11 protein-coding genes are annotated in these 12,358 nt (G+C 71.1%); 5 read left to right on the top strand and 6 right to left on the bottom strand.

The annotated features are described in order from the left end of the window. Positions 1-56 precede the first annotated feature (56 nt). The 4 genes from qcrB to ctaE form a co-directional block, all read right to left on the bottom strand. On the bottom strand, positions 57-1,757 hold the full coding sequence (qcrB, locus tag HMPREF0063_RS07755) for a cytochrome bc1 complex cytochrome b subunit (RefSeq protein WP_007078111.1): 1,701 nt from the start codon (positions 1,755-1,757) through the stop codon (positions 57-59). Next, positions 1,754-2,830, bottom strand: coding sequence for a cytochrome bc1 complex Rieske iron-sulfur subunit (gene qcrA / locus HMPREF0063_RS07750; RefSeq protein ID WP_007078110.1), 1,077 nt, complete (start codon positions 2,828-2,830; stop codon positions 1,754-1,756). The genes qcrB and qcrA overlap by 4 nt, the downstream gene beginning before the upstream one ends. Continuing rightward, entirely contained in the window at positions 2,827-3,669 is an 843-nt protein-coding gene (gene qcrC / locus HMPREF0063_RS07745) for a cytochrome bc1 complex diheme cytochrome c subunit (protein WP_040320666.1), read from the bottom strand. Before qcrC ends, qcrA begins: the two co-directional genes overlap by 4 nt. Positions 3,670-3,755: 86 nt before the next feature. Further along, positions 3,756-4,394: an aa3-type cytochrome oxidase subunit III gene (gene ctaE / locus HMPREF0063_RS07740; RefSeq protein ID WP_483446995.1), complete on the bottom strand. Its 639-nt coding sequence runs from the start codon at positions 4,392-4,394 to the stop codon at positions 3,756-3,758. A gap of 24 nt (positions 4,395-4,418) precedes the next feature. Between ctaE and HMPREF0063_RS16575 the strand changes: the two genes are divergently transcribed. Together HMPREF0063_RS16575 and trpD are read left to right on the top strand one after the other, a co-directional pair. Next, positions 4,419-4,835: a response regulator gene (locus HMPREF0063_RS16575; protein WP_342610508.1), complete on the top strand. Its 417-nt coding sequence runs from the start codon at positions 4,419-4,421 to the stop codon at positions 4,833-4,835. A gap of 11 nt (positions 4,836-4,846) precedes the next feature. After that, positions 4,847-5,890, top strand: a complete 1,044-nt coding sequence (trpD, locus tag HMPREF0063_RS07730) for an anthranilate phosphoribosyltransferase (protein WP_040320181.1) — start codon at positions 4,847-4,849, stop codon at positions 5,888-5,890. Positions 5,891-5,966: 76 nt separating this feature from the next. Here trpD and HMPREF0063_RS07725 read toward each other — a convergent pair whose 3' ends face one another. Continuing rightward, complete coding sequence (locus tag HMPREF0063_RS07725; RefSeq protein ID WP_007078106.1) at positions 5,967-7,676, bottom strand: DEDD exonuclease domain-containing protein; 1,710 nt, start codon at positions 7,674-7,676, stop codon at positions 5,967-5,969. Positions 7,677-7,798: 122 nt separating this feature from the next. Between HMPREF0063_RS07725 and HMPREF0063_RS07720 the strand changes: the two genes are divergently transcribed. From HMPREF0063_RS07720 to HMPREF0063_RS07710, 3 genes are all read left to right on the top strand, one after another. Next, positions 7,799-8,077 (top strand): hypothetical protein, encoded by a 279-nt coding sequence (locus HMPREF0063_RS07720; RefSeq protein ID WP_007078105.1) that lies wholly within the window; start codon positions 7,799-7,801, stop codon positions 8,075-8,077. Positions 8,078-8,268: 191 nt separating this feature from the next. Next, complete coding sequence (locus HMPREF0063_RS15755) at positions 8,269-9,282, top strand: C40 family peptidase (protein ID WP_156794067.1); 1,014 nt, start codon at positions 8,269-8,271, stop codon at positions 9,280-9,282. Beyond that, positions 9,275-10,513, top strand: coding sequence for a gluzincin family metallopeptidase (locus HMPREF0063_RS07710; protein WP_156794066.1), 1,239 nt, complete (start codon positions 9,275-9,277; stop codon positions 10,511-10,513). The genes HMPREF0063_RS15755 and HMPREF0063_RS07710 overlap by 8 nt, the downstream gene beginning before the upstream one ends. Before the next feature lie 6 nt (positions 10,514-10,519). Here HMPREF0063_RS07710 and HMPREF0063_RS07705 read toward each other — a convergent pair whose 3' ends face one another. After that, on the bottom strand, positions 10,520-12,274 hold the full coding sequence (locus tag HMPREF0063_RS07705) for an AMP-dependent synthetase/ligase (RefSeq protein ID WP_007078102.1): 1,755 nt from the start codon (positions 12,272-12,274) through the stop codon (positions 10,520-10,522). Positions 12,275-12,358 lie beyond the last annotated feature (84 nt).

Here is a 12,358-nt window from a genome sequence, read left to right as displayed (position 1 = left end):
CGCGGCCCCCTCCCGGGTGGGGGAGGGGGCCGCGGTCGTCGGTCGGTGATCGTGTCTCAGTGGACCCGCGGAACGCCCGTCTCGGAGACGCCCTGGAAGTCCTCGCCCAGCGCGACCGGGTGTCCGTCGTGGTCGGCCAGATGGTGCTTGGCCTCCTCGACCTCGGCGCCGGTCGGCTTGTCGACGACCCCGTCGTAGTAGCGCTTGCGCGCCCACGCCCGGATCCTCTCCTTGCGGCTGCCCGGTGCGGCGACGCCGTTCTCGTCGACCTCGACGGCCGCCTCCAGAGCAGGTGCCCGCTCACGCGTGGTGAGCGAGTACTGCTGGCTGACCGGCAGCGGCGCGTGCCGCTCGGAGTACCCGCCGTCGGGCGAGCGCTCGATGACGCCGGTCTCGTACCCGTGCAGCACCAGGTCCTTGTCGTGGTGCTGCAGACCCAGGCAGATGCGCTTGGTGATGATGAAGGCGATGACCGGGAAGATGAAGAACCCGAACCGGAACACCCAGGTGAGGGCGTAGATGTCCAGACCGAACTGGGTGGCGATGATGTCGTTGCCACCGGCTGCCCATCCGACTCCGTAGGCCGTCATCGCGGCGACGCCGAGCGCGGTGCGGGTCGGCGCGTCGCGCGGACGCTCCAGCAGGTGGTGCTCACGGTCGTCACCGGTGATCCAGCGTTCGATGAACGGCCAGAGCGCCAGCGAGGTGAACACCAGTCCGAGCCCGCCCACCCCGGGGATGAAGACGTTCCAGCTCCAGGTGAACCCCAAGAACGTGGACTCCCAGGCCGGCATGATGCGCACCAGACCCTCGGAGAAGCCCATGTACCAGTCAGGCTGCGAGCCGGCGGTGACCTCCGACGGGTTGTACGGACCGTAGGCCCACACCGGGTTGATCTGGATGATCGCACCGAGCAGGGCGGTGAAGCCGAACACCACGAAGAAGAATCCACCGGCCTTGGCCGCGTAGACCGGCAGCATCGGGTAGCCGACGACGTTGTCGTTGGTCCGTCCGGGGCCGGGCCACTGCGTGTGCTTGTGGTAGACGAGCAGCAGCATGTGGGCGGCGATCAGCCCCAGCAGCAGCGCAGGGATGAGCAGGATGTGCGCCATGTACAGACGCGGGATGATCAGCTCTCCGGGGAACTCGTCACCGAAGATCAGGAACTCCAGGTAGGAGCCGACGAGCGGGATCGACTTGATCATGCCGTCGACGAACCGCAGGCCCGTGCCGGACAGCAGGTCGTCGGGGAGCGAGTAGCCGGTGAAGCCGTTCACCATGCCCAGGGCCAGCAGGCCGACGCCGATCAGCCAGTTGATCTCACGCGGCTTGCGGTACGCACCGGTGAAGAACACGCGGAGCATGTGCACCAGCATCGCCGCGACGAACAGGGCGGCGGCCCAGTGGTGGATCTGTCGCATCAGCAGTCCGCCGCGGATGTCGAACGAGATGTCGAGCGTCGAGGCGTAGGCCTGGGACATCTCGAGGCCGCGGAACGGCTCGTAGGACCCCTCGTAGACGATCTCGGCCATGCTGGGCTGGTACCAGAAGGTCAGGACGGTGCCGGTGAGCAGCAGGACGACGAAGCTCCACAGGGCGATCTCGCCGAGCATGAACGACCAGTGCTCGGGGAAGACCTTGCGCAGGTTCTTGCGCGCGGCGCCGGCCAGCCCGAGCCGGTCATCGACCCATCCGACCGGTCCGGCGGCCTTCTTGCCCCCGGGGGTCTTCTCGATGTCGGTGTAGGTGTCGGTCATGACTCACCGTCCAGTTTCTCGTCCAGTTTCTTCTGGTCGCGGGCGAGCTCGGGATAGCTCGGCCCGACAATGTCGGGGAAGTCGCTGACGGCGACGAGGTAACCCTCGTCGTCGACGGCCATGGGCAGCTGGGGGACCGCGCGCTTGGCGGGGCCGAAGATCACCTTGCCGTTGTCGGCGAGGTCGAACGTGGACTGGTGGCAGGGGCACAGCAGGTGGTGGGTGGTCTGCTCCCACAGCGAGATCGGGCAGCCCACGTGGGTGCAGATCTTGGAGAAGCAGAGGATCCCGTCGATGCCCCAGTTCTCCTTGCCGGGCTCGGGGGTGATCTCCTCGGGACGCATCCGGACCAAGATCACGGCCGCCTTGGCCTTCGCGGCCAGGAGCTCGTGGCCGTGGATCTCGGCCTCCTCCTCACCCTCGGCGGGGAAGAACACGGCCGGCTCGGCGTTGATGAGCTGGCCGACCTCGACGTCGGCGGGGCGGATCGGCAGACCGGAGACGTCGTTGACGATCCGCATGCCGCGGGACCAGACGGTGACCGACTGGCCGTAGGGGTTGGGTCCCAGATCCTTGAGCAGCACGACACCGGGCAGCGCGAGGGCACCGACGGCGCCGAGGAGGCTGTTGCGGATCATGGGGCGCCGGCCGATCTGGCTCTCCTGGATGCCGGAGTTGATGTCCGCCAGGACGGCCGAGCGGTCCTCGTCGGACGAGCGCGCGGGGTGACGCATCTCGACCATCTCGTGGTCGGACATGATCTTCTTGGCCCACTGGATGATGCCCACGCCGATCAGCAGCATGGCGCTGCCCAGGGTGAAGCCGAGCGCGAAGTTCTGGGCCGACCAGCCCAGGAACGTCGTGTCGAAGTCGATCGTGAAGTACGCGACGCAGAACGCGAACGCCAGGAACGTCGCGATGACGAACATGAGCGAGATCTGCCGCTCGGTGCGCCGGGCCTGCGACTCGTCGACGTCGGTGACGCGGTACTGGTGCTCCGGGAGGCCGGGGTCGGCGATCGGCTCGGCCGCGGCCGGGGTGGTGTCGTCGTGACGCTGCAGCTCGTCGCTCACTGCTCTGCTCCCTTGACCTTCTTGGTGGAACGGGTTCCGTGTGCGGCGATCCAGATGGCGAAGCCCACCAGGCCGCCGATGCCGATGACCCAGACCCAGACGCCGTCGGCCACCGGACCGAGACCGCCGCCGCCGAAGCCGCCGTAGTTGGGCTGCTCCTGCACGGCCTTGATGTAGCCGATGATGGCCCGCTTGTCCTCCGGGCTGATGACGTCGTCGCCGAAGACCGGCATCTGCTGCGGGCCGATCTGCATGGCCTCGTAGATGTGCTTGGGGGTCACGTCGTACAGCGACGGTGCGTAGCGACCGCTGGGCAGCGCGCCGCCGGCTCCGACGGAGTTGTGGCAGGCGGTGCAGTTGGTGCGGAAGAACTCGCCGCCCTCGCTGATCTCCTCGGCCGAGAGGTCCTCGTACTCGAGGAACTCCTCGGACGGGATGGCCGGACCGGGGCCGAGCGAGGCGATGTACGCCGCCAGCTGGCGGGTCTCCTCCTCGGTGTACTCCGGGGTCTTGCGCGGGGCCTGCGGGGCGGCCTGCGCCATCGGCATGCGGCCGGTGCCGACCTGGAAGTCGACGGATGCGGCGCCGACGCCGATGAGGGACGGTCCGTAGTTGCCGCCACTGACGGTGACGATGCCCTCGGCGTTCAGACCGTGGCAGCTGGCGCACCCGATGAGGAACAGGTCGCGCCCGGCCTCGACGTCGCGCGAGCTGGTCTCCTCGGCCGTGGCGGCCTTCGGCGCGAACGCCGAGTACAGGGCTCCGGCGATGACCAGTCCGCCGATCAGGACGAACAGGCCGGCCAGAGGATGCCGGCGTCTGGTCGAGAGAGTCCGCACCAGGTACCTCATTCCGTGTAGGTGAAACAGAGTTTACCGGCGAATTTCCTGCCGGGCAGCGCGAGAGGGTGTGAGGTGAGCCGGGCTCACTGCAACAGGTAGATCGACGCGAACAGCGCGACCCACACGACGTCGACGAAGTGCCAGTAGTAGGACGCGACGATGGCGCTGATGGCCTGCTCGTGGGTGAACTTGCGCGCCGCGAAGGTGCGGCCGATCACCAGCAGGAACATCATCAGTCCGCCCACCACGTGCAGGCCGTGGAAGCCGGTGGCGAGGTAGAACAGGCTGCCGTACGCCGACGAGGAGAGCGTGACGCCCTCGTGGATCAGCTCGGCGTACTCCAGGGCCTGACCGCCGATGAAGATGGCGCCCATGACGTAGGTGAGGACGAACCACTCACGCATGCCCCACAGGCGGACCTGACGCAGGGTGCCGGACCGGCCGGCCTTGCCCTTCACCGCCGCGAACACACCGAACTGGCAGGTGACCGAGCTCATCACCAGGATCAGGGTGTTGACCGAGGCGAAGGGGACGTTGAGCAGCAGCGTCTCCTGGGCCCACAGCTCCGGAGCCACGTTGCGCACCGTGAAGTACGCGGCGAACAGACCGGCGAAGAACAGCAGGTCGCTCGCCAGCCAGACGATGGTGCCGACCGTCACCATCGAGGGTCGCCCCTCCTGGCCGTGGAGTCGGGACGCGGGAATCACAGAGGTAGTCGCCACGGGAACATTATGTACGATTCGATCGTGAGCGAGCACCCAACCCTCCGCGTTCTGGTCTACAGCGACGACCGCGACGTCCGATCGGCCGTCGTTGCAGCGTTGGGGCGTCATCCGCACCCTGATCTCCCGGCGTTCGAGTACCTCGAGTGCGCCACCGAACCGGTGGTCTTCGGCCATCTCGACGACCGCCGGCCGGCGCACCGTGTCGATCTGGTGATCCTCGACGGCGAGGCGACACCGGCCGGTGGGCTCGGCATCGCTCGTCAGATCAAGGACGAGATCTTCCGCGCCGCGCCGGTCCTGGTGATCACCGGTCGACCGCAGGACGCGTGGTTGGCGACGTGGTCGCGCGCCGACGCGGTGGTGACGCATCCGATCCAGCCGCTCCGGCTGGCCGAGGCGGTCATCGGCCTGGCCCGCGGCGTGCTCGCCGCCGGCTGACCGGCGCCTCGATGTCGACCACCTGGCCCGACCTCCTGTCGTCCCTCGTGAGGGGTGACGACCTCGACACCGCGTCGACGGCCTGGGCGATGGAGCAGATCCTCTCCGGCGCGGCCACCGATGCGCAGATCGCAGGATTCGCGGTCGCGCTGCGCGCCAAGGGCGAGACCCTCGACGAGCTCCAGGGGCTGGTCGACGCGATGCTGGCCGCGGCGAGCCTGCTGGACGTCCCCGACCGGGTGGTCGACATCGTCGGCACCGGTGGCGACCGCGCGGACACCGTGAACATCTCGTCGATGTCGGCCGTGGTCGCGGCCGGCGCGGGGGTCGGCGTGGTCAAGCACGGCAACCGTTCGGCCTCGAGCACCACCGGCTCGGCCGACGTGCTGGAGGCGCTCGGTGTCCGGCTCGACGTGCCGGCCGACCGGATCGTCGAGGTCTACGACCGGGCCGGCATCACCTTCTGCTTCGCGCCGGTGTTCCACCCGTCGATGCGGCACGCCGGACCGGTGCGGCGTCAGCTCGGCATCGCGACCGCCTTCAACTTCCTCGGCCCGTTGACCAACCCCGCGTCGCCCGCGGCGTTGGCGATCGGGTGTGCCGACCTGCGCATGGCGCCCCTGATGGCCGGTGTGCTCGCCCGTCGCGGTGCGGACGCCCTGGTCTTCCGGGGCGACGACGGGCTCGACGAGATCACCACCACCACCACGTCACGCGGCTGGATGGTGTGGAAGGGACAGGTGCACGAGTCGGTGCTCGACCCCCGTGACCTCGGTTTCACCCTGTCGGCGCCCGAGGCACTGCGGGGCGGCGATGTCGCCCACAACGCGGACGTGTTCCGCCGGGTGCTGGCCGGAGAACCCGGGCCGGTGCAGGACGCCGTGCTGCTGAACGCCGGCGCGGGGATCGCTGCCCATGCGTTCGGTCACGGCGACCTGAACGCCCGCATCGCCGCGGGTGTGGAGGCCGCCCTGACCTCCATCGAGTCCGGCGCCGCGGCCGACGTGCTGGACCGCTGGGTGGCGACGACCGCGGCCCTCGCGCCCCCCGTCTGACCCGCCCGCACCGCTCCCGCCTCCCCGCTGGAAGTGACGATTCGGCCCCGGATCCGTCGATTCCAGGGCCGAATCGTCACGGCCAGCGGGGAGGTGGGGGGAGATGGCGGGCTGCCGACGCCAGGGGGGTGACCCACGTGCCGTCGACCAGGCGGACCCCGTCTCCGGTGAGCCAGCGCCGAATCACCTCGGTTTCCTCCACGAGGGCCGCGGGAGCGGGGCCGGGGCCGGGGGTGACCGTCTCGGCGGTGGCGAGCAGGACGTCGAGCCACCCGCGGTACTCGGTGCCTCGTGGCAGGACGCCCGCCGCTGCCAGCCGGCCGTGGCGCACCACGTGCATCTCCCACCCGTCGGCGTGGGGTGCCGCCGCGACGATCTCGGGCTCGGCGGTGAGCTCGCGGAGCCGGTGGGTGCGGTCGGCGCCGCGCACCAGCGCCTGCAGCCGGTCGCGCCACAGCGCCGCGTCCTCGAACCGTTCGTCGGCCGCGAGGTCGCGCATCCGGTCACCGATCCGGTCGACGACCTCGACCGGGTCGGCGGTGAGCGCCGAGCGGACCCGCCCGACCTCGATCGCGTAGACCTCCGGGTCGGCGCTGCCGTCGCAGGGCGACAGGCAACGGTCCATCTCGGCCAGCACGCAGGGCGACCGGCGCGAGGTCCGGCCCATCCGGTCGGTGCACTGACGGATGGCGAAGGTGTCGTGCACGGCATGGGTCGCCTCGACCGCCTCGGCGCGGGACCTGAACGGACCGATGTAGTCGGCCCCGTCGTCACGCACCTGCGGCACCAAGGAGATCCGGGGCCACGGCTCCTGCGTGAGCTTGACCCACGTGGTGCGGGCCGGGTCCTTGGACCGGCGGTTGTACGGCGGTCGGTGGTGGGCGATGAGTCGGAGCTCACGGACCCGGGCCTCCAGGGCGGTGGCGCACACGACGGTCTCGATCCGTTCGGCCAGCATGACCATCTCGCCCATCCTGGACCTGGTCTCGGACCGGGTGAAGTAGGTGCGGACCCGACGGCGCAGGTCGGCCGAGGTGCCCACGTAGAGGACGTCGTCGGCGCGGTCGCGGAAGAGGTAGACGCCCGCGGCGTTCGGGACCTTGTCGGCCAGGTGGCGTTTGCGGCGCTGCGCCGGGGTGACGGTGGAGGTGTAGGCCCGCGCCTCCTCGAGGCTGTGCACGCCGAGCGGGCCGAGCCGTTCGAAGAGGTGGTGGAGCACGTCGACGGTGGCGCGCGCGTCGGAGAGGGCACGGTGGTTGGGGGTGGTGGTGGCGCCGACGTGGGCCGCGAGGGTGCCGAGCTTGCAGTTGCGGACCTCGCCGGCCAGCAGGACGCGGCGCGCGAGTAGCGCGGTGTCCAGCACCTCGAAGCGTGGCCACGGGATCTGCAGCTCGGCGGCCGCGTGCCGCAGGAAGCCGGTGTCGAACGGCGCGTTGTGCGCCACCAGGACCGATCCGCGGGCGAACTCCAGGAAGCTCGGCAGCGCCTCGGCGATGCGAGGCGCCTGCACGACCATCTGGTCGGTGATGCCGGTCAGGACCGTGATGAAGGCCGGGATGGACTCGTCCGGGTTGACCAGCGTCTGGAACTCGCCGAGCACCTCGCCGCCCCGCACGAGGACGGCCCCGATCTCGGTGATGCGCGAACCCTTCTGCGGCGAACCGCCGGTGGTCTCGAGATCGACGACGCAGAAGGTGACGTCGACCAGCAGCCGTCCCAGGTCGTCGAAGGAGCCCTGCCCGAACGAACCCTGTCCCCAGGCCTGCTCCGCCCGCTGCTGATCCATGTCGGCCGACGGTACGCCCGACGTGTGACAGTCGGTCCGTCCCGCCGCCGGCGACCAAAACTGTCCGATCGGCTGCCTACCGTCGTCATCAGTGCCCACCCCGGGCCACGAGGAGGTGTGGGATGAACCGTCACGATGCGGCCGGACACGAGACCGGTCACGCCACCGGCCACGGCCAGGGAGGCGGCGCTCCGGTGGTGGTCGACTGCGACCGGTGCGTGGTGAGAGGTCCGGCTGCCTGCGGCGACTGCGTCGTCACGGTGCTGCTCGGGTCCCCGCCGGACGGTGTCGAGATCGCCGCCGACGAGCAGGCCGCCCTGGGAGCGCTGGCCGACTCCGGCCTCGTCCCGCCGCTGCGCATGGTCACGCCGCTGACCGACCGACGCACCGGGGCCGGCTGAAAGTTGATCTGCGACAGGCCCCCACCTAGAGTGTGGGCGTGCGTCCGGAGAACGCCGATCCCCCCGATCGGCGTCGGACGCACCGCCGTGTCACGACGGGCGTGGGGAAGACATCCGCCGTGAGCCGCGCGGTCCGGTGCCCACAGGCGGGTGCTGACCGCTGCCGGTAGGTGTCGAAGATGGAGGAGTGCGTGAGCACAACCCGACCGTCCGAACCGTCCAGCACCACCTCGACCGCACGCCCCGCCCGCAGCCGCCTTGCCGCGGGCGCAGCAGCGCTGGGTCTCGTGGCCGCCCTCCTCACCGTGGGCGCTGCCGTGGCCGAGCCCGATCGCGCTGCCACGGTCGCCGAGGTCGAGCAGGCGTTCGAGCGTGCGGAGGCCGCCAACGAGCAGGTCAACCAGCTCGGTGTCCAGATCGAGCGCACGCAGGCCGACATCGCCGCGCTCGACGCCGAGATCTCCGCCGTCGGGGCCGAGTACGAGCAGCGTCGCACGGCCTTGGGCGAGGCCCTGGTGGAGCAGCAGCTCGCCGCGCCCCTGGGTCCGACCGTCAGCCTGCTCGGCAGCGAGGACCCCGAGGCCTTCCTCGAGGGTCTCGGCGCCGTCCAGGCCCTCAACACCTCCCGGGCCGAGGCGCTCGACGAGTTCAGTGCCGTCAGCCGCAAGCTGCAGAACCGTCGCGCGCAGCTGGAGGACCTGCGGACCACGCTGGAGGCCGACGAGGCCTCGGCCGACGAGATCCGCAAGGACGTCCAGGCGCAGTACCGCGCGGCCCAGGCCGCGCTCGAGCGACTTCCCGCCGAGGAGCGACGCACCCTGACGGCCAGCAACACCACCATCGACTTCGCCGTCGTGGCGCCGAGTGCCCGCGGTCAGGCAGCCATCGACTTCGCGCTGGCCCAGGTCGGCAAGCCGTACGTGTACGGCGGCACCGGACCCAACGGCTACGACTGCTCGGGTCTGGTCCAGGCCTCCTTCCGTGCCGCCGGAGCCAGCATCCCGCGCGTCGTCGGTCCGCAGTACCAGGCCGCGCAGCAGATCTCGATGGACCAGCTGCAGCCCGGGGACATCGTGTTCTACGGCGACATGTCGCACAACGGCATCTACCTCGGCGACGGTCGCGTCGTGCACGCCCCGCGTCCGGGCAAGACGGTCGAGATCACCGGCATGGGCGGCTTCACCAAGGCCGCCCGGGTTGGCTGACCCGGACGACGCGCCACCGGCCGCCCCTCGGGCGGCCAACGTGGGTGCCGTCGCCATCCTGGTGGCGGTGCTCGTGGGCCTGCTCGTCTGGCAGCGGCCGTGGGCCGGTGACGACCCGGCCGCAGCGGTGCCGGACCTCCCGACCCGCTCGGACCGGGTGGTCGTCGAGCAGCTGGCCGCGCTGTCGGCGGCCGAGACCGCTGCGGACTTCCGTCGAGCGGCGGGGGAGTCGGCGGCATCTGCCGAGCTCGCCGACCGGATCTGGCGGGCGCGGACGGCGCTCGCGGTCGACGGGATCGACTTCCGGCGGATGTCCGGGGGCACGGTCGTCGACGACCCCGACGGGTCCACCTCCGTCGTCGTCGAGGTCAGCTGGGGCACCGCCGAGGCCTCGCCGCTCGGCGGGACGGACTCGGCCACCGCTCGGGTCCGACTGAGATTCCTGCCCACCGGCGACGAACGGCTCGCCCTCACCGGGGTGCAGACCGCAGGCGACCTGATGCCGCTGTGGCTGGCCGGCGAGATCGACGTGCGCGGCGGTGCCGGTGCCGTCGCGATCAGCGTCGACGGCGGAGGGATCGACGCCGTCACCGAGAAGGTCGAGGTCGCCCGGGAGCAGGTCGAGCGGATCACGGGGTCGGACGAGCCCCTGGTGGTCGTCGACCCGGCGACCGCCGAGCTGGGGGCCGACCTGCTGGGTCGCACGGAGGCCGAGCTCGCGCCGATCGCCGGTGTCGCGACCCGACTCACCGGTTCGCGGCCGCTGGTGCTGCTGAATCCCGACGTGTTCGCCGCCATGGACGGCCGCGCCGCCCAGGTGGTCGTGACCCACGAGGCGACCCACGCCATGACGGGCGCCGTGGGGGCGGCCGTCGAGCCCTGGGTGTCCGAGGGCTTCGCCGACTTCGTCGCCCTGCGCGACGACACCGCGCCGCTGGACGTCAGCGCCGGCCAGATCCTCGAGCAGGTGCGCACGTCCGGCGCTCCCGCCTCGCTGCCGTCGGCGGCGGACTTCGACACCGGCGGATCGGGCCTGGGCGCGGTCTACGAGGGAGCCTGGTTGATCTTCCGGCTGATCGGGGAGACGGCCCCCGACGCGTCGGTCGTCGAGTTCTACACGCGGGTCCGTGACGGTGCCGACGTGGAGCAGGCGCTGTCGGACACCCTCGGTACCGACCTGACCTCGCTCACCGCGGCGTGGCGCGACTACCTGACCACCGGCGCGTCCTGACGGCGGTCACCGTACGAACAGGGCCTCGATGTGGTCGTGGAAGTCGCGCAGGACGGCGTGCCGGCGGACCTTCAGCGACGGCGTGAGGTAGCCGTTGTCCTCGGTGAAGTCCTCGGCCAGGATCGAGAAGCTGCGGATGGACTCGGCCTGGGACACCTGGGCGTTGGCCTCGTCGACCGCGGCCTGCACCTTCGCCCGCAGGTCGGGGGAGTCGAGCGGTCCGTCCCAGGCCTCACGGTCGACGGTCACCAGGGCCGCGATGAACGGTTTGCCGTCGCCGACCACCACACACTGGCTGACGACGGCGTGGGCGCGGACCTGGTCCTCGAGCACCGCCGGGGCGACGTTCTTGCCGCCGGCCGTCACCAGGATCTCCTTCTTGCGGCCGGTGATCCGGACGAAGCCGTCGTCGTCGATCTCGCCGAGGTCACCGGTGGAGAACCAGCCGTGCTCGTCGAGGACCTGGGCGGTGGCCTCGGGGTCGTTCCAGTAGCCGGAGAACACCTGGGGGCCGCGGAACTGCAGCTCGCCGTCGTCCGCGACCCGGGCCTCGGTCCGCGGGAAGGGTCGCCCCACCGTGCCGATCCGCTGGTCGTCAGGAGTGTTGACGCACAGGGCGGCGGTGGTCTCGGTCAGGCCGTAGCCCTCCAGCACCGTGACCCCGATGCCGCGGTAGAAGTGCGCAAGGCGCTCGCCCAGGGGCGCACCACCGGAGATCGCCCAGGCGGCACGTCCGCCCAGGGCGTCCCTGATCCGGCCGTACACCAGCCGGTCGAAGACCCGGTGACGCGCCCGGAGCGCCACGCCGGGGCGGCCGCCGTCCACCTGGGCCCGGCTGTAGGCGATCGCGGTCGCGGCCGCCCGGTCGAACACCGGGCCGCGGCCGTCGGCCCAGGCCTTGGCGCTGGCGGAGTTGAAGACCTTCTCGAAGACCCGGGGCACGGCCAGCACGAAGGTGGGCCGGAACTCACCGAGGTGGCCGACCAGGTCACCGACGTCGGCGGTGTGTCCGAGCGTCGCGCCGGAGCGGATCGCCCCGACCTGGATGATGCGGGCGAACACGTGCGCCAGGGGCAGGAACAGCAGGGTGGTGGCATCGTCCTGCCCGAACAGGTCGGGGAGGATCTCCAGGGCTCCGGCCAGCTCGGCCCTCAGGTTCCCGTGCGTCAGCACGCAGCCCTTCGGGCGGCCGGTGGTGCCCGAGGTGTAGACGATGGTGGCGGGGGACTCGGCGGTCACGGCGGCCCGGCGGGCCTCGAGGTCGTCGTCGGACACGTCGCGGCCCGCGGCCACGAGGGCCGCCACCGCATCGGACTGCAGGGACCACACGGCCCGCAGGCTCGGGGCGTCGGCGCTCGCGGCGTTGACGCGCTCGACGTGGGCGGCCGACTCGGCGACGCAGCCGGCAGCGCCGGAGTCGGCCAGGATCCAGGCGATCTGGGCCACCGACGAGGTCTCGTAGATCGGCACGGTCACGGCGCCGGCCCACCAGATGGCGTAGTCGAGCAGGGTCCACTCGTAGCGCGTCTTGCTCAGCAGGGCGACCCGGTCACCCGGCTCGATGCCGTGCGCCACGAGCCCCTTGGCGACCGCCGTCACCTCACGGTGGAAGGTGCCGATCGTCACGTCGGTCCAGCCGCGCGACGTCAGTCGCGACAGGGCCACGGCGTCGCGGTCCGCCAGTCGGTCCAGGACGTCGAGGGTCAGGTTGCCCCCGTAGGGGTCCGAGGACGTCGACGGCAGCGGGTGCGGTTCGGTCACACCCGGCAGGCTACTCGCCCCGTCGCCGCGGCGTCGTCGTGGCAGGCCCTAGGATTGGCGCACCACCGGTCACCGAGGAGGACT

This window comes from Aeromicrobium marinum DSM 15272, from assembly GCF_000160775.2.
Lineage (GTDB): Bacteria > Actinomycetota > Actinomycetes > Propionibacteriales > Nocardioidaceae > Aeromicrobium > Aeromicrobium marinum.
The sequence above is the reverse complement of the archived record's forward strand: the minus strand, read 5'-3'. Positions and strand labels throughout refer to the sequence as shown.

Coding starts and splice junctions, on each gene's coding strand:
- HMPREF0063_RS07720 (WP_007078105.1), top strand. CDS start 7,799: ATGAACCGTCACGATGCGGCCGGACACGAGACCGGTCACGCCACCGGC.
- HMPREF0063_RS07725 (WP_007078106.1), bottom strand. CDS start 7,676: ATGGATCAGCAGCGGGCGGAGCAGGCCTGGGGACAGGGTTCGTTCGGG.
- trpD (WP_040320181.1), top strand. CDS start 4,847: ATGTCGACCACCTGGCCCGACCTCCTGTCGTCCCTCGTGAGGGGTGAC.
- qcrB (WP_007078111.1), bottom strand. CDS start 1,757: ATGACCGACACCTACACCGACATCGAGAAGACCCCCGGGGGCAAGAAG.